At 67.1% G+C, this 19,047-nt stretch carries 16 protein-coding genes; 6 read left to right on the plus strand and 10 right to left on the minus strand.

Annotated features, from left to right (window positions below):
• Positions 1–114: 114 nt before the first annotated feature.
• Complete coding sequence (gene ftsY / locus ON40_RS23725) at positions 115–1,611, minus strand: signal recognition particle-docking protein FtsY (RefSeq protein WP_040826259.1); 1,497 nt, start codon at positions 1,609–1,611, stop codon at positions 115–117.
• A 267-nt stretch (positions 1,612–1,878) separates the two neighbouring features.
• Between ftsY and ON40_RS23730 the strand changes: the two genes are divergently transcribed.
• Positions 1,879–2,268: a DUF2237 family protein gene (locus tag ON40_RS23730; RefSeq protein ID WP_040826261.1), complete on the plus strand. Its 390-nt coding sequence runs from the start codon at positions 1,879–1,881 to the stop codon at positions 2,266–2,268.
• A gap of 483 nt (positions 2,269–2,751) precedes the next feature.
• Here the strand turns inward: ON40_RS23730 and ON40_RS23740 are convergent, their stop codons facing one another.
• Positions 2,752–3,543, minus strand: a complete 792-nt coding sequence (locus ON40_RS23740; protein ID WP_040826264.1) for a TetR/AcrR family transcriptional regulator — start codon at positions 3,541–3,543, stop codon at positions 2,752–2,754.
• A gap of 109 nt (positions 3,544–3,652) precedes the next feature.
• Between ON40_RS23740 and ON40_RS23745 the strand changes: the two genes are divergently transcribed.
• Positions 3,653–4,549 carry an NmrA family NAD(P)-binding protein gene (locus ON40_RS23745; RefSeq protein WP_083895871.1) on the plus strand — a complete coding sequence of 299 codons (897 nt, stop codon included), beginning with the start codon at positions 3,653–3,655 and terminating at the stop codon, positions 4,547–4,549.
• A 44-nt stretch (positions 4,550–4,593) separates the two neighbouring features.
• Here ON40_RS23745 and smc read toward each other — a convergent pair whose 3' ends face one another.
• Together smc and ON40_RS23755 are read right to left on the minus strand one after the other, a co-directional pair.
• Positions 4,594–8,202, minus strand: coding sequence for a chromosome segregation protein SMC (gene smc, locus ON40_RS23750; RefSeq protein ID WP_040826265.1), 3,609 nt, complete (start codon positions 8,200–8,202; stop codon positions 4,594–4,596).
• Between the two features lie 73 nt (positions 8,203–8,275).
• Complete coding sequence (locus ON40_RS23755) at positions 8,276–8,716, minus strand: DUF1707 SHOCT-like domain-containing protein (protein ID WP_040826266.1); 441 nt, start codon at positions 8,714–8,716, stop codon at positions 8,276–8,278.
• A 167-nt stretch (positions 8,717–8,883) separates the two neighbouring features.
• On the opposite strand from ON40_RS23755, the gene ON40_RS23760 reads away from it, so the two are divergent.
• The 3 genes from ON40_RS23760 to ON40_RS23770 all read left to right on the plus strand — a co-directional run bounded on the left by ON40_RS23760 (position 8,884) and on the right by ON40_RS23770 (position 12,190).
• The gene (locus ON40_RS23760; RefSeq protein WP_040826267.1) at positions 8,884–10,113 is read left to right on the plus strand and encodes an acyl-CoA dehydrogenase family protein; all 1,230 of its coding nucleotides are present in this window, start codon (positions 8,884–8,886) and stop codon (positions 10,111–10,113) included.
• Between the two features lie 16 nt (positions 10,114–10,129).
• Positions 10,130–11,254, plus strand: coding sequence for an acyl-CoA dehydrogenase family protein (locus ON40_RS23765; protein ID WP_040826268.1), 1,125 nt, complete (start codon positions 10,130–10,132; stop codon positions 11,252–11,254).
• A 96-nt stretch (positions 11,255–11,350) separates the two neighbouring features.
• Positions 11,351–12,190, plus strand: a complete 840-nt coding sequence (locus tag ON40_RS23770) for a DUF72 domain-containing protein (RefSeq protein WP_040826269.1) — start codon at positions 11,351–11,353, stop codon at positions 12,188–12,190.
• A 91-nt stretch (positions 12,191–12,281) separates the two neighbouring features.
• Here ON40_RS23770 and thpD read toward each other — a convergent pair whose 3' ends face one another.
• From thpD to ON40_RS23800, 6 genes are all read right to left on the minus strand, one after another.
• Positions 12,282–13,172: an ectoine hydroxylase gene (gene thpD, locus ON40_RS23775; protein ID WP_040826271.1), complete on the minus strand. Its 891-nt coding sequence runs from the start codon at positions 13,170–13,172 to the stop codon at positions 12,282–12,284.
• Between the two features lie 15 nt (positions 13,173–13,187).
• Positions 13,188–13,583, minus strand: coding sequence for an ectoine synthase (locus ON40_RS23780; RefSeq protein WP_040826272.1), 396 nt, complete (start codon positions 13,581–13,583; stop codon positions 13,188–13,190).
• 2 nt (positions 13,584–13,585) lie between these two features.
• Positions 13,586–14,845: a diaminobutyrate--2-oxoglutarate transaminase gene (ectB, locus tag ON40_RS23785; protein WP_040826274.1), complete on the minus strand. Its 1,260-nt coding sequence runs from the start codon at positions 14,843–14,845 to the stop codon at positions 13,586–13,588.
• Positions 14,842–15,432, minus strand: a complete 591-nt coding sequence (gene ectA / locus ON40_RS23790; RefSeq protein WP_083895874.1) for a diaminobutyrate acetyltransferase — start codon at positions 15,430–15,432, stop codon at positions 14,842–14,844. The genes ectB and ectA overlap by 4 nt, the downstream gene beginning before the upstream one ends.
• A 74-nt stretch (positions 15,433–15,506) precedes the next feature.
• Positions 15,507–16,565 (minus strand): HAMP domain-containing sensor histidine kinase, encoded by a 1,059-nt coding sequence (locus ON40_RS23795; protein ID WP_051193467.1) that lies wholly within the window; start codon positions 16,563–16,565, stop codon positions 15,507–15,509.
• Positions 16,552–17,262 carry a response regulator transcription factor gene (locus ON40_RS23800; protein WP_040826278.1) on the minus strand — a complete coding sequence of 237 codons (711 nt, stop codon included), beginning with the start codon at positions 17,260–17,262 and terminating at the stop codon, positions 16,552–16,554. The genes ON40_RS23795 and ON40_RS23800 overlap by 14 nt, the downstream gene beginning before the upstream one ends.
• Positions 17,263–17,801: 539 nt before the next feature.
• Between ON40_RS23800 and ON40_RS23805 the strand changes: the two genes are divergently transcribed.
• Positions 17,802–19,010, plus strand: a complete 1,209-nt coding sequence (locus tag ON40_RS23805; protein ID WP_040826279.1) for a L,D-transpeptidase — start codon at positions 17,802–17,804, stop codon at positions 19,008–19,010.
• Positions 19,011–19,047: the final 37 nt, after the last annotated feature.

Raw genomic sequence — 19,047 nt, forward strand, 5'->3', positions numbered from 1 at the left:
TCTCGCCGCTCGGACGCGTGGCGGGTGCGAGGAACGAGTGCCCGACACGGGGCCGAGCGGTGAGACTCCGGGGGCCGCGAACCCGCCGGAGCGAAGCGGAGGCCAACAACACAGCTACCCCAAAAGAGCGTCGACGAATGCGCCGGGTTCGAAGGGGGCCAGATCGTCCGCGCCCTCACCGAGGCCGACGAGTTTGACCGGGACGCCGAGTTCGTGTTGGACCTGGAACACGATGCCGCCCTTGGCGGTGCCGTCGAGTTTGGTGAGCACGACGCCGGTGATATCGACCACATCGGCGAATACGCGTGCCTGGGTCAGGCCGTTCTGGCCGACGGTGGAGTCCAGCACCAGCAGCACCTCGTCCACGGCGGCCTTCTTCTCCACCACACGCTTGACCTTGCCCAACTCGTCCATCAGGCCGGTCTTGGTGTGCAGGCGGCCCGCGGTGTCGACCAGGACGACGTCCACGCCGTCATCGATGCCGGCGCTGACCGCGTCGAAGGCGACCGAGGCCGGATCCGCGCCCTCACGCCCGCGCACGGTCTGCGCGCCGACGCGCTCACCCCAGGTCTGCAACTGATCGGCGGCCGCGGCGCGGAAGGTGTCCGCCGCGCCCAGCAGCACCCGGCGGCCGTCCGCGACCAGAACGCGTGCGAGCTTGCCCGTGGTGGTGGTCTTACCGGTGCCGTTGACGCCGACCACCAGCAGGATGGAGGGGTGGTCGTCGTGCGGCAGCGCGCGGATCGAGCGATTCAGCTCCGGGCGTAACGCCTCGACCAGAACCGAGCGCAGCGCGGCGCGGGCCTCGTCGGCGGTGCGGACGCTGCGGGAGGCCAGTTCGCTGCGTAAGCGTTCGACGATGATCGCGGTGACGGCCGTTCCGAGGTCGGCCATGACCAGCGTGTCCTCGATCTCCTCCCAGGAGTCCTCGTCCAGGTCGCCGCCGCCGAGCAGGCCGAGAAGGCTCTTGCCGACGGCGTTCTGGGAGCGGGCCAGACGCCCGCGCAGCCTGGTCAGACGCCCCGCGGTGGGTTCGATCTCCTCGAGTTGCGGTGCGGGAGCGGCGGTTTCGGCGGGCGCCGGAGCCGCGTCGACGACTGCGGCCTGCTCGGGCTCCGCTTCGGGTTCGGCCGTCGGAGCCGCCTCGACCGATGCTTCGGCGCCGGGCTGTCCTTCGGCTGCCGCGGGCTTCGCTTCGACCTCGGGCGCTTCGACCTCGGCGACCTCGGGCGCTTCGACCTGCGCCTCGGCCGTCTCGGCCGCTTCGACCTCGGGTTCCGGCAGCCGGACATCGGTGATTCCGCGACGTACCGAATCGCGCGGAATCGCCGCGTCGTCGCCGATATGCGGTTGTCCCTCGTCATCGGTGCGCTCGATCGGCACCGGTTCGGGCTCCGGCGGAGCCAGCGTGCCCGTGCCCGCGCCGCCCTGACTGAAACTGAATCCGCCGGACGCGGTGTACCCACCAGAACGGTCGGTCACCTCCTTGTCCGGTGTCGCGGGAGCCAGCGTCACCCGGCCGCGCTTGTACCGGACGAATCCAGCGACGACGAGCGCCACCACCAGGACGGCGGCGATCACGGCGATCAGAATCCAAGCTTGCGCAGTCACGCCCCCATCCTTACAGAACGTCGGCTACGAACCCGCAGGGCCGCGCGACGGGCGGGAAATCCAAAACTCTCGACCTGAGGTTTCGACTCGGCGCGATCGTCACGAGCCACATCGGCGCGGGCCGGTAACACACGGATCGACAAACGCCGGGACGACACGCCGGAATTGCCACACATGCGCGGTTCGCCTACCGACCGGTCTGCTCGTCTCGGTGTCACGGCGCAGAAGCAGGGGCGAATCCAACACAGAGACAATAGGATCGGCGATGTGACCGATCGAAATGTGCTTGGGGGACCGCTGGAGGAGTGCGGCACCGATCCTCTCACCGGCTTCTACCGGGACGGCTGCTGCAGCACCGGCCCCGAAGACCTGGGCAGTCATACGGTGTGCACTGTCGTTACCGCGGAGTTCCTGGAGCACCAGAAGTCGATCGGCAACGATCTGAGCACCCCGCGGCCGGAGAACAACTTCCCGGGACTGCAACCAGGTGATCGCTGGTGCGTGGTCGCGGTGCGCTGGCTGCACGCCCACGAAGACGGTGTCGCCGCCCCGGTGATCCTGGCCGCGACTCACGAGAACGCGCTCGAGGTCGTCCCGATGGACACACTGCGCAAGTACGCCGTGGACGTCCCGGACGACGTCAGCGACCTGCTCTGAGCCCCGCTCCGGAACTTCAGTGTGTCGTCGGGTGAGTCGGGGCCTGCTTTTCGGGCCTCGTTGGGCTGCAACGGGTGTCGCAGATGGTGAGAAGTTGGTTGTCGGCCGGTGATTGCGGGGGTGGTCGGCACGAGTGTGATGAGTCACACATCGGGTCTCGGATAGCCGACGTCGGGCGTCGGTGACGCGCTCGCTGGCACTGGTACACCGTCCGAGTGGCGCAGATGAGCCATCGGGACGGGTTGATCGATGTGCTCTCCCCGCAGGTTGTTCACGAGTCGGTCGGTACGGATGAGGCCGGGATGACCGTGGATTCCTCGGGCAGCTCACGATTTTCCACTGCCGAGTCGATTCGCTTGTTCGTGTACAGGCTCATTCCGATCAGTACTTCGCAGGCGCCGAACAGGATCAGCAATGTCGCCGGACATTCGGCAGCACTTCCCGGACAACGAGATACCGGTGAATTCCTGTTCGGATTCGAATTCACCGATGGGTGATCGCGGCCCGCTCCGTGCCCGAATTTCTCCTGCGGTGCGCCTTCTGGCGACAGGCGGCCGAACAGTAGCGCGCGGGGCGGCCCAGGCCGGTCGCCTTCAGGACGGAACCGCACATCGGACAACGCGGCGCGGACCCGGTTTCGTTATTACTTTCGTTACGAATCGGATCGTCGTGGCCGGGTTTCGTCACGGCGAGCGCCACCGGGGAACGCAGTGCGTCCAGGGCGATTCGGGCGGCCTTCACGAGTTCCTGATCGGATCCCGAAATGCGCTGTATCGCAACACATCCGGTGAACATTGCGGAGACGTCGGCGACGGTGATGTCGGAGCGGGCCGCACCGCATCGCTGTGCTTCGGTGAGTAGCGCGTGCAGGGCCTGGTGGAATCGGTCGCCCGCACCGCGCATGAGGGTGCGGGGCCAGCCGTCGTCGGCGGTGATCAGGTCGCAGACCGCCCGGCTGCGCGGCGAGGTGAGCACGATCTCGGCGCAGAAGGCGAAGAACGCCTCGCCCACGTCGGGTGCGGCCAGACACGCCGCCGCCCGCGCTGTCATCCGCTCGATACGCTGCTGCATCACCGCTTCGAGCAGATCGGTCTTGGTCGGGAAGTGCCGATACACGGTGCCCGCGCCGACACCGGCGCGACGGGCGATCTCGGCCAGGGAGACCGAGGTGCCGTGATCGGCGAAGGCGCGCTGTGCGGCGGTCAGCACCAGGGCCCGGTTGCGCCGGGCATCGGCGCGCGCCGCGAGCCCGGAACTCTGCGGTACGACGGTCATTTCGTTACGGCACCCCTCTGCGCGGACCTGGCGAACCGGGTCGGGGCACTCGTATCGTCCGAAATACGGGTTGCCCAACCCGTATTCTACCGACAAGAGACAGGTGACCATGTCCTCGCAGCACGATCGGATTCTCGTCACGGGCGCCACCGGCAAACAGGGCGGCGCGACAGCACGCACATTGCTCGCCGACGGCATCCCCGTCCGCGCCCTGGTGCGCGATCCGCATGCTCCGGCCGCACGCGCGCTGGCCGAACTCGGCGCCGAGTTGGCGATCGGCGATTTCGACGCACCGGACACCATCGCCGCCGCGGTGACCGATGTGCGCGCGGTATTTGGTGTGCCACCGGCCGCTTTCGGGCCGGATGGCTGGAATATCGAGGCGGAGACGACCCGCGGCGAGGCGCTCGTCGCAGCCTCCCGCGCGGCGGGAGTCGAACAGTTCGTCTTCACCGGTGTCGCCTCCTTCGCCCGTGACAAGCAATGGGGCACCAACGGAAAACGCCGGATCGAACAGGCCGTCGCCGAGAGCGGTATGCGCTACACCCTGCTGCGGCCGGTGCGATTCATGGAGAACTATCTGGCTCAGGGACTCCCGGTCGACGGCATCCACGACGGCGTGCACCGACACCTGTTCCCGGCGGACCTCCCGGTCCAGATGATCGCCGTCGACGACATCGCCGCCGTCGCGGCCCTGGCCTTCGCCGATCCGGACCGCCTGCAGGGCCGGACCCTGGACCTGGCGGGCGATCAGCTCACCATGCGCGTAGCCGCCGCGAGGATCACCGAGGCCACCGGAATTCCGGTGCGCTACGAGGAGGTTCCCGAATCGGAGGCCGCCGAGCGAGGCCCGCAGATCCACAACGTCTGGCGACTCACCCGCGAGGGCGACAGCTGGAACGCAGACATCCCCGCCCTCCGCGAAATCCACCCCGCCCTACGCACTTTCGACACCTGGCTCACCGAAACCGGTACAGCCCAACTGAAGTCCCTGCTCGCCGGATAGACCCACGACACCCGACGGCGGCATCGGTATCCGCGTCGAGGGCCTCAGCCGTTGGCGCCCACCAGGTTCTCTCCCCGCAGCCGCTGGGAGATGACCTGGGTGATGCCGTCGCCTCGCATGCTCACGCCGTAGAGGGCGTCGGCGATCTCCATGGTGGGCTTCTGGTGGGTGATGACGATCAGCTGGGATTTCTCGCGCAGCTGCTCGAACAGGCCGATCAGGCGGCGCAGGTTGGTGTCGTCGAGAGCCGCCTCGACCTCGTCCATGACGTAGAACGGGGAGGGGCGGGCGCGGAAGATGGCGACCAGCAGGGCGACCGCGGTCAGGGATTTCTCGCCGCCGGACAGCAGCGACAGGCGCTTGACCTTCTTGCCCGGCGGACGCGCCTCCACCTCGATGCCGGTGGTGAGCATATCCGTCGGGTCGGTGAGCAGGAGCCGTCCCTCGCCGCCGGGGAACAGTTTGGCGAAGACGCCGACGAATTCCTGCTCCACGTCCTCCCACGCCTCGGTGAACACCTGCAGGATCCGCGCGTCCACCTCGGCGACCACGTCGAGCAGATCCTGACGCGCCTTGGTGACGTCGTCGAGCTGGGTGGACAGGAAGTTGTAGCGCTCCTCGAGCGCCGCGAACTCTTCCAGCGCAAGGGGATTCACCTTGCCGAGAGTGGTGAGGTCCTTCTCGGCGCGTTTGGCGCGGCGCTGCTGGGTGGCCCGGTCGTACGGCATCGGCTGGGGTTCGCTGACCGACTCGCCGCGCTCCTTGGCCTGCTCGTACTCCTGCCACTCCAGCGCCGAGGGCGGGGTGGGCACATCCGGGCCGTATTCGCCGATCAGCGCATCCAGGGCCATGCCGAACTGTTCGCCGATGGTCGCTTCCAACTGTTCGATGCGCAGCGCGGCCTCGGCGCGGGCGACCTCGTCGCGGTGCACCGCATCGGTCAGCTGGGTCAGCTGGGTGGTCAGCGCGCGGGAGCGCTCCTTGATCTGGTCGACCTGCCCGGCGCATTCGGTGCGACGGCGCACGAGTTCGTCACGGCGCGCGGAGGCTTCGGCGACAACGGATTCCAACTCGGCGGCAACGCGTTCCGCGGATTCGGCGACCACCGAGGCGACCGCGGCCGCCTGCCGACGCGCGGCCTGGGCCCGTTCGGCGCGCGCCCGGGTCTCGCGTTCGGAGCGAGCCGCGCGACGCAGTGAATCCGCTTTGCCCCGAACCGATTCCGCACGTTCCTCGGCAGTGCGCACGGACAGGCGCGCTTCCACCTCCATCGCACGGGCCTCGGCGAGTGCGGCGGCGGCCTCCTCGCGATGCAGGCCGGCGGTCTCGGTTCCCGCGTCGGAGTCCGAATCCAGGCCGGACTGTTCGGATTCCACGCGCCGCAGGCGATCCTCCAGTTCGGCCAGTTTCTCGGAGTTCTCGTCGCGCGCGGTCTCGGCGTCGTCCCGCTGGGTCAGCAGGCGCTCGCATTCGCGCTGCGCATGCCGGGCCGCCTCACCCAACCGGCCCAGCCGATCGTAGATCGCGACCAGCGCCTGATCGGATTCGTGCAGTGCCAGCAGCGCCTGATCGACGGCCTCCTTGCGATCGGTCTGCTCGGCCAGCGCGCCCGACAACGCCGCCTCGAGTTCCTCGGCCCGGCGCTGCCAGGACGTGAGTTCCGCGGCGGCCGCGTCGATATCGGCCTGGATCTCGAGCTGACTGGGCGCGCGATCCGACCCGCCGAGCAGCCAGCCCGAACCGGTCAGATCGCCGTCGCGGGTGACCACCCGCAATTCCGGTCGCGCGGAGAGCAATTCGGCCGCGGCGGGCAGATCCTGCACGACCACGGTGCCCGCGGTCAACGCCACGACCGCGCCGCGCATATTCTCCGGGCAGTCCACCACGTCGATCAGCCGCCGCGCCCCGGCGGGCAGCTCGGTCGGGGCCGAATTCGACAGTGCCGCACCGCCGTACACCACCGCGGCCCGACCGCCGTCGGCCTCCTTCAACGCCCGCAGCGCCGCGTGTGCCGCGCCACCGGAGTCGGCGGTGACCGCGTCGGCGAGCGGTCCCAGCGCGGCGGCGACCGCGGCCTCGAATCCGTTGTGCACCTGCAGAATTCCCGACAGCGGCCCGAGCAGCCCGTCGGCTCGGTGCTCGATGAGCCAGGCAGCGCCGTCGCGGCGGGCCAGCCCCATGGTCAGCGCCTCGATCCGGGCGCCGAGCGAGGCGACCTTCTTGCTCGCCTCCCGATCGCGCTCACGCAGTTCGGTGACGCGCTCCTCGGCCTGCGCGAGCGCCTGGGCGGCATGCTCGTAGGCCGCGTCCAGCCCCTCCTCGCCCGCATCGAGCTCGCTCAATTCGCTTTGCACACGCTCGAATTCGTCCCCGGCGGCCTCGCCCCGGGCGCGCGCCTCGGTCAACGAGGTCGAGAGCCGGGCGATCTCGCCCTCGGCGGACTGCGCCCGCGACCGCAGCGTGTCCACTTGCCCGGACAACCGCGCCAGCCCCTCGCGACGATCGGCGATGGCGCGCACCGCGGCCAGATGCGCCTGTTCGGCGGCCTTGGCGGCCTGTTCGCGCTCGTGCAGCTGATCGCGGGCGGCCTCGAGCGTCTCGGTGGCGATCTCGACCGCCTCGAGCAGTTCGGCCTCCTGCGCCTCCACCCGCGCGGCCTCGGCCTCGAGCTGTTCGGGATCGCGCCCGGTGCCGGTGGGCTGCTCGATGGTCAGGTTGCGGGCGCGGTCGCGGGCGATGCGAATGGTCGCGTTGACCCGCTCCACCAGCGCCGAGAGCTGAAACCAGGTCTGCGCGGCGGCCTCCGCGCCCGGCGTCAGCCGGGAGAGCTGGAATTCCTGTTGTGCGAGTGCGGCATTCGCGGCATCGAGTTCGGCCTGCACGTTGATCTGCTGTTCGCGGGCGTACGCCTGTTTACTCTGCTGACTCTCCAGATCGCGACGACGGGCGACCAGATCGTCGGCCGCCAGGCGCAGCCGCGCATCGCGCAGATCCGCCTGCACGGTGGCCGCGCGCCGCGCCACCTCGGCCTGCCGGCCCAACGGCTTGAGCTGGCGGCGCAACTCGGTGGTCAGGTCGGTCAGCCGCGCCAGATTGGCCTGCATGGCCTCGAGCTTGCGGACCGCCTTCTCCTTGCGCTTGCGGTGTTTGAGCACACCGGCGGCCTCCTCGATGAAGGCCCGGCGATCCTCGGGACGCGATTCCAGGATCGCCGAGAGCTGCCCCTGCCCGACGATGACGTGCATTTCCCGGCCGATACCCGAGTCGCTCAGCAGCTCCTGCACGTCCATCAGACGACACGAGCTGCCGTTGATCTCGTACTCCCCCGCGCCGTCGCGGAACATGCGGCGGGTGATGGACACCTCGGAGTAGTCGATCGGCAGCGCGCCGTCGGAATTGTCGATGGTCAGCGTGACCTCGGCGCGGCCCAGTGGCGCGCGACCAGCGGTTCCGGCGAAGATGACGTCCTGCATCTTGCCCCCGCGCAGCGCCTTGGCGCCCTGCTCGCCCATCACCCAGGTGAGCGCGTCGACCACATTCGACTTACCCGAGCCGTTGGGACCGACCACACAGGTGATCCCCGGCTCGAGGCGAAGTGTCGTCGCGGACGCGAAGGATTTGAACCCCTTCAGCGTCAGGCTCTTCAGGTGCACAGCACGCCAATCTACCTGCTGCCGTGCGATAGCCGCGGGTACGCCGGGCAGATGTGCTGCTCATCGACCCGACTCACCCGGCGAGACCGCGCTTGTGGCAGCCGCGCGCCTCCCACCCGGTCAGCGCCCGGAACGCCAGCGCGACACCCCACGGCCCGATCACCCACATCGGCCACGGATAGCTGAACCGGCCCACCCCGAGGCAGATCAGACCCCAGATGACCAGGCACAGCACGCTCACCCCGAGCCAGGCCGCACCTTCGATGCGCTGCCAGATGGGGATGCGCGCCCCCTGGTTCCCGGGCGCTCTGCCCGCGGGCCGCTCGGCCGCCAGATTCGGCAGATCCGACAGTACGAGTTGCAGATCCTCGCGCGTCGCGGTGGCCCACACCTGCGCGACCCGCTGGTCGTATTCGGTCAGATCGATGCGTCCCGCGCCCAGGTGCCGGGCCAGCAGATCGGCGACCTGCTGCCGCTCGGCGTCGTCGGCGCGGGTTCCGGACGTGATGTCCATCAGCTGTCCCTCTCGGCGATATCAATATTCCAAAGTGGAATGTTTGATATCAGGATCCTACCTCCACAGTGGAATGTCAATGGCAATTCGCTAAGTTAACGACCATTTGCGTTCGATGGCCGACAAATGAGAAGGTAGAGCTCCACTTATCGACCAAGGAGTTCTTCGTGGATCTGGACTTCTCACCCGCCGATCTGGCGTTTCGCGACGAGGTACGAGACTTCCTCGACGAGCATCTGACCCCCGAAACTCGCCGCGCCGGGCGCCTGGCGACGAGCGTGTACCCCGACCACGAGGCCAGCATGCAGTGGCAGCACATCCTGCACGCCCGCGGTTGGGCCGCCCCGGCCTGGCCGGTGGAGCACGGCGGGTGCCCGTGGAGCCTGACCCAGCACTACATCTTCGAGCGCGAGGCGACCCTCGCGGGTGCTCCGCTGCTCTCGCCCATGGGCATCCGGATGGTCTCGCACGCCATCATCGCCTTCGGCACCGAGGAGCAGAAGAACTACTTCCTGCCCGGCATCCTGACCGGCGAGGTGTTCTTCTGCCAGGGCTACTCCGAGCCCGAGTCCGGTTCGGATCTGGCCTCGCTGAGCATGGCCGCGGTGTCCGACGGCGACGATCTGATCGTCACCGGCAGCAAGATCTGGACCACCCACGCCACCGAGGCGAACTGGATCTTCGCCCTGGTCCGCACCTCGAAGCTGGAACGCAAACAGCAGGGCATCACCTTCCTGCTGATCGATATGAACACCCCCGGCATCCAGGTTCGCCCACTGGTCATGACCTCCGGCGAGCAGGTGCAGAACCAGGTGTTCTTCGACGCGGTGCGGGTGCCCAAGGCCAACGTGCTGGGCCGCATCGACGACGGCTGGACCGTGGCCAAATATCTGCTCAACTTCGAACGCGGCGGCGCGATGGGCCCGGCCCTGCAGGTGATGGCCGAATCCCTTGCCGCCCATGCGGTCTCCCAGCCCGGCCCGAACGGCGATGCGCTACTGGATGATCCGGCGTTCGCGGCCAAGCTGGCCGATATCCGCATTCGCGCGGACGTGCTGGAGATCCTGGAATACCGCACCATGTCGGCGATTTCGCGCGGCAAGGACCCGGGCCCGGCCGCATCGACGCTGAAGGTGCTGGGCACCGAACTGAGCCAGCAGCTCACCGAGCTGATTCTCGAGGCAGCCGGTCCGCGCGGGCGCGCCTATCAGCCGCACGCGGCGATGCCCGGCGGTCCGGTGGCCGATTTCGTCCCGCCCGCCGACGGCTACCTCAGCGGCCACGAGTGGCAGGCGGCCGCACCGCTGCGCTACTTCAACGACCGTGCCGGATCGATCTACGCCGGTAGCAACGAAATTCAGCGCAACATCATCGCCAAGGCCGGCCTGGGCCTGTGACGGACGGGATCTGATCATGGACTTCGAATACACCGCAGAACAGCAGTTGCTGCGCGATACCGTCACCGAATTCCTGGCGGCGCGTTACGACCTGGAGAAGAGTCGTGCCGCAGCGCGGATCGGGATCGGCTGGCAGCCGGAGATCTGGCACGCCTTCGCCACCGAGGTCGGCATTCTCGGCGCGGCGCTGCCCGAACAGGTCGGCGGCTTCGACGGCGGACCGATCGAGACGCTCATCATCGCCGAGGCGTTCGGCGGCGCGCTGGTCGTGGAACCCTATGTCGACACCGTCGTGGTCGGCGCGGGTCTGCTGCGGCGCGCGGGCGGGGCGCGTGCGGAGGAGTTGTTGCGCGGCATCGTCTCCGGCGAGGTGATCACCGCGCTGGCCGCCCTGGAAGCCGATTCGGGGTACAACCTCGCGAAGGTCTCGACCACCGCCCGCCGCGACGGCGACGACTGGGTTCTCGACGGCGCCAAGACCGTCGTGACCAGCGCTCCGCTGGCCACCCACCTGCTGGTGACCGCACGCACCCCCGATGCGGACGGTGTGTCGCTGTTCCTGGTGGAGGCCGGTACGGCCGGGCTCACCCTGCACTCCTATCGCACCATCGACGAGCGTCGCGCGGCGGACATCACCCTGGACGGCGTGCGCATTCCGGCCGACGCACTGCTGGGATCGGAAGGGGCAGCGGACGATTCGCTGGCCACGGCCGCCGACGAGGCGATCGCGGCGATCTCCGCAGAGGCGATCGGCGCGATGCGCCGCGTGCTTGCCGACACGGTCGACTACGCCAAGCAGCGCCGTCAGTTCGGTGTGCCGATCGCGAGCTTCCAGGTGCTCCAGCACCGCATGGTCGATATGTACTTCGAACTCGAACAAGCCGTCGCCGCAACATATCTGGTGACGTTGAAGCTCGGTGCGCCGAAGCAGGAACGTGCCCGCGCCGCCGCGGCGGCCAAGGCCACGATCGGCCGCGCTGCCCGCTTCCTCGGACAGTCCGCGGTGCAGTTGCACGGCGCGATGGGGATGACCGAGGAACTCGCGATCGGTCATTTCTTCAAGCGGCTCACCGCGATTCAGTTCGAGTGGGGCACCACCGACCAGCACATCGCGCGCTACGCCGCGCTCACTCGCCCCTGAACCAGACCCCGCCGGGCTCAGGGCGGGGCTGACGCCGCCCGATCCGGCCCGCCCGCCGGATTCGGCGTCGGCGCCGGCATTGGCTAACGTCGGGGGATGCGATTGTCCGTGGGATGTGCGCAGTGGACGCATACCGCCTGGCAGGAGCAGCAGCCCGATCCGCGGGAACGTTTGCGCGGCTACGCCGGTTGGTGCACCGCCGTGGAGACCAACACCACCTTCTATGCGATTCCGGCGCGCAAGACCGTGGAATCCTGGGCGCGGCAGACCCCGCCCGAGTTCCGATTCGTGGTGAAACTGTCGAAGATCATCACCCACGAACGCCGGATGAGCGGCGCGGAGCACGAGCTGAACGCGTTCCTCACCGCGATCGAACCACTCGGCCCGCGGGTGCACGCGCTGTGGGTGCAGCTACCGGCCTCGTTCGGGCCCACCGATCTCGGTGTGCTGGCCGGATTCCTGCGCCAACTCCCCCGCGAGTACCGCAGCGCCGTGGAGGTCCGCCACCCTGCCTTCTTCACCGACGAGCGGGCCGCGGGACAACTGGAGTACGTGCTGAACCGCGTCGGCGCGGAATGGATACCCTTCGACACCACAACGCTTTTCGCCGCCCGCCCGATCACCGCGGGTGAGCGCGAGGCGTGGGGCAAGAAGCCGCGCCTGCCCCGCCGCGATCGGGCGCTCACCGAGTTCCCGATCGTGCGGTACCACGGCCGCGACGACGCCGAGACCACCATCGCGGGCTGGCAGCCGTGGACCGAGGTGGTGGCCGACTGGCTGCGAGAAGGCCGCTCCCCCACGGTCTTCGTGCACACCCCCGACAATGCCGAGTCGCTGACCCTGGCCCGGCGCTTCCACGAGCAGATGCGCACGCTGGTACCCGAACTCGAACCGCTGCCCCGGCCGCCGGAGACCTCCCCGATGACGTTGTTCTGAACCGGTACGCGGCGAATCGTGATGCCCCCGAACAGCCGAAAGCCCCGCTCGCCCGAGATATCCAGGGCGACGGGGCATTCGAGGGACGAGATCAGCGAACGGGATCGAATTCCCGTGCCGCGATGTACGTCGGCCGTGACGCCGGCGCGGAATACGGTGCCACGAGCTCGTTCTCGACGCTGTTGAACACCAGGAAGATGTTCGAGCGCGGGAACGGAGTGATGTTGCTGGCCGAACCGTGCATGATGTTCGAATCGAACAGCAACGCCGAGCCACGCGCACCGGTGAACTGGGCGATGCCGCACTTCTCGGCCATCTCGGTGATGTGCTCGTGCGAGGGCACACCGATCCACTGCTCCTGCAACGATTCCCGGTAATAGTCGGTCGGTGTGGCGCCCTGACACGGCACGAACGTGCGGTGTGAACCGGGCATCAGCATCAGACTGCCGTTGAACGGGTAGTTGTCGGTCAGTGCGATGGACAGGCTCACCGCCCGCGGCGCGGGCATCCCGTCCTCCGCATGCCAGGTTTCGAAGTCCGAATGCCAATAGAATCCGGTGCCCTCGAAACCCGGCATGTAGTTGACCCGGCTCTGGTGGATGTACACATCCGAACCCAGAACGTGCCGTGCCAGCTCGATGACCCGGGGATCGTGCACCAGATCGGCCACCATGGGGCTGATCCGGTGCACCTCGAAGATCGACCGCACGCGGTTCGACTTCTTCTCGACGATCACCCGTTCATCCAGTCGCAACTCCGGATCACTTGCGAGCCGGTCGATCTCGGCGGAAAAGTCCGCGACCTCAGCGGTCGTGAGCAGTTCGTCGATGATCGCGTACCCGTCCGATTCGAAGCTCGCCAACGATTCGAGCGCCCCCGACTCCGGCTCGCCCCACACCGTGGGGTCGAGCCGGTCCAGCATCGCCTGCGGCGACGGGGTCCGTGTCGGGTAGCGATCGATTCTGCTGTCGGCCAACGTCATCCGGCAGATTCCTCCTTACAGATCCGGAACGGCCACCAACGGGTAGACACCGTTCTCGTCGTGCACCTCCTGGCCCGTTACCGGCGGGTTGAACACACACAGCATCCGCATCTGCGTACGGGTCTCGACGCGATGACGTTCGTGCCCGTTGAGCAGATACATGGTGCCGGGGGCCAAGTCGTAGGTCTTGTCGTTCGTGAGGTCGTGGAGCGTGCCCTCGCCCTCGACGAGCCAGACCGCCTCCACATGGTTCTGATAGTGGAATTCGTGCACGGTGCCGGCCTGGATCGTGGTCTCGTGGAACGAGAATCCGACCCGGTCACCGCCCAGGACGATGCGCTTGCTGCGCCACTGTTCCTGACCGACATCGCGGCTGGTACCGGTGATTTCAGCAGTGGTACGAACGATCATTTTCAGCGACCTTCCCGAATGGTGTGCACGGCGTCGGTGAGGATGCTCAAACCGTGCGAGAGCTCGTCATCGGTGATGGTCAGCGGCGGCAGCAGCTTGACCACCTGGTCCTCGGCGCCGGATGTTTCCACGATCAGCCCCTTCTCGAAGCCGATGCGGCAGACCTTACTCGCCTGCGACGCATCTTCGAAGACAAGACCCTGGACCATGCCGCGACCGCGGGTGGAGATTCCCTTGTACTCGCTGCTGAGCGCCTCGAAGGACTTTCGGATCTGCTCGCCCTTCGCCAGGGTGCTCTCCTCGAGCTTTCGATCGCTCCAGAAGTGCTCCAGCGACACCTTCGCGGTCACGAAGGCCGGGTTGTTGCCGCGGAAGGTGCCGTTGTGCTCACCGGGCGCCCACTGGTCGAGCTCGGGACGCATCAGCACCAGCGCCATCGGCATGCCGTAACCGCTGATGGACTTGGACAGCGTCACGATGTCGGGGGTGATGCCCGCGGTCTCGAAGGAGAAGAACGGCCCGGTGCGTCCGCAGCCCATCTGCACGTCGTCGACGATGAGCAGGATGCCGCGCGCGGCGCACAGGTCGGCCAGCGCACGCAGCCATTCGTGCCGCGCGACGTTCACGCCGCCCTCGCCCTGCACCGTCTCGACGATGACCGCGGCCGGCTTCTCCACGCCCGAGGAGTTGTCATCCAGCACGCGCTCCATCCAGGTGAAGTCCGCGCCCTCGACATAGCCGTCGTACGGCATCGGATTCACATGCACCAGAGGCACTCCCGCGCCCGCGCGCTTGGCGGCGTTACCGGTCACCGACAACGCGCCGAGGGTCATGCCGTGAAATGCGTTGGTGAAGTTGAGAATTGTGGTGCGGCCGGTGATCTTACGCGCCAGTTTCAGCGCGGACTCGACGGCGTTCGCGCCGGTGGGCCCGGGGAACTGCACCTTGTACTCCAAGCCGCGCGGGCTCAGCAGAACCTGCTCCATCGTCTCGAGCAGTTCACGCTTGGCAACGGTGGACATATCCAGTCCGTGCGTAATTCCATCACGCGCGATGTAATCCAGCAGCGCCGATTTGAGGACCGGGTTGTTGTGCCCGTAGTTCAGCGCGCCCGCGCCCGCGAAGAAGTCCAGATAATCCCGGCCACTCGCGTCGCGCAGCCACGCGCCCTGAGCGGTGTCGAACAATGTCGGCCACGCCCGGCAGTATCCGCGAACGTTCGATTCCATCGACTCGAAAATTGTCAGTTCGGCGGTGGTCATCGGTGATCCTCCGTGATGTGATCGCCACTGTGTTGCAGCGGCGAGATCCGGTACAGGTCTTCGGGTTCGTGCCCGTCCGGAAAGTCTTCGGGTGCGAACAACGACTCGCGACTCATTTCCGCGCCGCGTCGGCGCGCAAGTGAGGCGAACATCGCCACTGATGCCTCGTTGTCCGGGGAGACCGTTGTCTCCAGTGTCGAAATACCTTGTTCTGCTGCAGCATTGACCAGGTGATCGAGCATTGCCACGCCTACTCCGCGTCCGCGGAAGGCGTGGTTCACCGCCACCTGCCAAACAAAAACCACCTCCGGTGCTTCAGGACGCAGATATCCGGTGACGAAACCCGCAATGTCGCCGTCGATTTCGGCGACAACCGATGTGGATCCGAAGTCCCGGCACCACAGGAGATACGCATAGCTCGAATTGGCGTCCAGCACTTGGGAATCCACTGCGATCTGCCACATCGCGGCACCGTCGCCGATTCGCGGGGAACGGATCACCACCGAGGAATCGGTGGGGGCTCGGCGGCTGCTGCCATCATCGGAATGCGAGGAACTCAAAGTGGTGCTCCGCGTTCGTGTCTGCATCACCTCTATAGGCTTCCCACCCAACGTTGAGGGAACCCGGTCCGTTACTTTACGGTCGTGTTACAGGTTTGTTTTCAGTGAGTTTCGTCACTTAACGGCATAGTGACGACGAAGCGCGCGCCGCCGCCCGGTCGATCACTGCAAACGACGTTTCCGCCATGTGCGGCAATGGTTTCCGCAACCAGCGCCAAACCGATCCCGGTTCCGCTTCCTGAGCGGCGAGTTCGGCGGACCGTGACGAAACGATCGAATATGCGTTCACGATCCTCCGGTGCGACACCCGGCCCGGCATCGTCGACCGTAATGACAACGTCATCTCCCACCGGTCCCGCAGTGATCGCGACCGCGCCACCGCCGTGCCGTTCGGCATTCTCCAGCAGATTCGCCAGAGCGCGTTCGAGTTCGATTTTGCGGCCGATGACGGTGGCATCGGCCGAGACGGTCAACAAATCGGGTTGATAGTGCAACTCCTTCAGGGTGTGGGTCAGCAATTCGCGCACCGATAACGGTTCGGCATCCGCGCGGTGAATCCGGGCCTCGGCGCGAGCCAGCGCCAGCAGGTCGTCCAGCAACCTGCGCAGATGATCGAGTTCGGCCCGCACCAGCCCCAGCGCCCGGCGGGAGCGCTCGGGCAGTTCGTCCTCGTGCCGGACCATCACCCCGACGCTGGTGGTCAACGTGGTCAACGGGGTGCGCAGTTCGTGGCTGACGTCGCCGACCAGCCGATGTTCGCGATCGATGCGACGTTGCAGCGAATCCACCATGGCGTTGAAGGCGTCCACCGTCGGCGCGAGGTCGGGATCGTCGGTATCGGGCAGGCGGGTGCCCAGCTCACCCGAGGCGATCTTGGCCGCGGTGCGGGTGACCCGCTGCAACGGTTCGAGCAACCGGCGACTCAGCCACAATCCGACGATCGCGCCGATCGCGGTGCCGAACACCGCGCAGGCGATCAACGTCATCCACACGCCGCGGTCCACCACCGTCACCGCGACCGCGAGCACCGAGGAGACCAGGCCCGCGGTCAGCGCGAAGGCGATGACCGCGCGTCCGCGCAGACTCTGGCGACGCGGTAGGACCCGCCGACGACGCGGCGGCAGTTCGGCAGTGGTTCGAGTCAGCTCAGCGCTGCACATCGAGTCGGTAGCCGAGCCCGCGCACGGTCACCACGATGACGGGATCGGACGGATCGCGCTCGATCTTGGTGCGCAACCGGCGCACATGCACGTCCACTATCCGCTCGTCACCGAAAAACCCGCGGTCCCAGACTCTTTCGAGCAGGACGCTGCGCGAGAGCACCCGGCCCGGCGTCTCGGCCAGCTCGCACAGCAACCGGAATTCGGTGAGGGTGAGATGCAACTCCTCCTCGCCGCGGTGCACGGTGCCGGCCTCGGGCGAGAGGATCAGCGGAACCTCGGGATCCGAATCGAGCACCAGTTCCTGGGGAGCCTGCGGCTCGACCACCTGATTCGCCCGCCGTCGCAGCGCCCGCATCCGGGCGGTGATCTCCTTGATCTCGAAGGGCTTGGTCACGAAATCGTCGGCGCCGGCCTCCAGGGCGGCCACCACATCGTGGGTATCGTCACGCGCGCTGACCACTATGATCGGCACGTCGTGGTCCCGGCGGATCTCCCGGATACAGGTGAATCCGTCCATGTTGCCGAGCATCAGATCGACGATCATCACATCGGGCGCACCGTTGTCGCGCAGGTGTTCGAGGGCGTCCTCGGCCTCCTCGGCCTCGGCTACGTCGTAGCCCTCGTCCTCCATGGCCAGTCGCAGTGCGTCGCGGACCCGGTCGTCGTCCTCCACGATCATCAGGTTCGCTGTCATATTCCAATCCCTGCTAGCACGCGGCGAGGGCACCCTCGGGCACGGCATCCTCTTCGGGCAACGGTCATCTGAATACCCACGACCACGCTGAAGTAAACGTAGGGCAATCGGGTCGAGGGCATCAACCGGCCGGTCGAGACGAACCCGGTCTGCGAAACCGTTATCGGCCTGTTACATTGACGTTTGCCACCGAACGAACACGACGTGATTAATGCCACAGTGGGTCACAGGCACGACGTGGGAGGACCGAACCGACCGACACTCCAGCCCCGTGTCACCGAGCGTGCGCTCAAAGGTAACGGGGTACCCCACAACTGCACCCGGAAACATTCGGCAATCACCGCGATGTGCCGCCGCTCTCGCGCGCCCCGTAAGCTGGTCGCGAACAGTTCGGCGATGGTGCGCAGCGGGGGCGAAGGCCCGGCGCGCGCACGGGCAAGCGCAGGAGACACACCATGTCAGGTCGCCCAGTATGGAGCGACAGCCTCACAGGCGTGCGGTATCAGGGCGGGGCTCGTAACAAACTCATCCGATTCGGCATGGGCAAGGGCGGTGTCGCGCTGTGCCTTGCGCTGACGGCAGCGCTGCTCGCCGCATGCTCCTCCTCGGCGAGTTCGTCCTCCAACGGGAGTCCGGCGTCCAGTGCGCCCGCGGCCAAGATCTCGGTAACCCCGGGTGGCGGCGACAAAGTCGACCCGCTGGGCAAGATCGAGGTCAGCACCTCACAGGGACAGCTGACCTCGGTCACGATGACCAACGAGGACGGCAAGCAGATCGACGGGATCTACACCCCGGACAAGACGGCGTGGAAGCCCTCCGAGCCGCTGGGCTACAACCACACCTATTCGGTCGCCGCCCAGGGCGTCACGGTGACCGGTCCGATCCCCGCTGCCAAGACCTCGTTCACCACGCTCACCCCGAGCAATCAGACCAAGGCGTATCTGACCACCACCGGTGGTAAGGAGATCGACGGCGGGACCTACGGCGTCGGGACGGTCATCGTCGCGCACTTCGACGAGTCGATCCCGGACAAGGCCGCCGCGGAGAAGAAGCTGTCGGTCACGACCAACCCACCGGTGCAGGGCTCCTGGTACTGGCTCGACGACCGCAACGCGCACTGGCGGCCCGAGAAGTACTGGGCGCCGGGCACCAAGGTGACGGTGCAGGCCAACATCTTCGGCGCGCAACTGGGCGACGGCCTGTACGGGCAGGAGAACTCCAAGGCCGCCTTCACCATCGGCCCCTCGCACGTGTCGATCGCCGACGACAACACCCATCAGGTGCAGGTGTTCGAGAACGGCAAACTGATCCGCACCATGCCGACCTCGATGGGTATGGGCGGCACACAGGTCGTCGACGGCAAGACCATCTACTTCTGGACCATGCCCGGCAACTACACGGTGATGGGCAGAGGCAATCCGGTGATCATGGACTCCTCCACCTTCGGCCTGCCGGTCAACTCCCGGCTCGGCTACAAGGAGGCGATCAACTGGGCCACCCAGATCAGCGCCGACGGGATCTACCTGCACCAGCTGGATTCGACCGTCTCGGCCCAGGGTGTCCGGAACACCTCGCACGGCTGTCTGAATCTCAACGAAACCAACGCCCAGTGGTTCTACAACTACTCCGTCCTGGGCGACGTGGTCGAGGTGCACAACACCGGCGGCCCGGCGCTGCAGGTGTGGGACAACGGCGACTGGACCCTGCCGTGGAACCAGTGGCTGCAGGGCAGCGCACTGAGCAAGTAGTTCGAGCGCGAAGTAGCCGGGCCGCCTTCATCGTTCG

It is taken from the genome of Nocardia jiangxiensis NBRC 101359 (assembly GCF_000308615.1).
In the GTDB taxonomy this organism is placed as follows: domain Bacteria; phylum Actinomycetota; class Actinomycetes; order Mycobacteriales; family Mycobacteriaceae; genus Nocardia; species Nocardia jiangxiensis.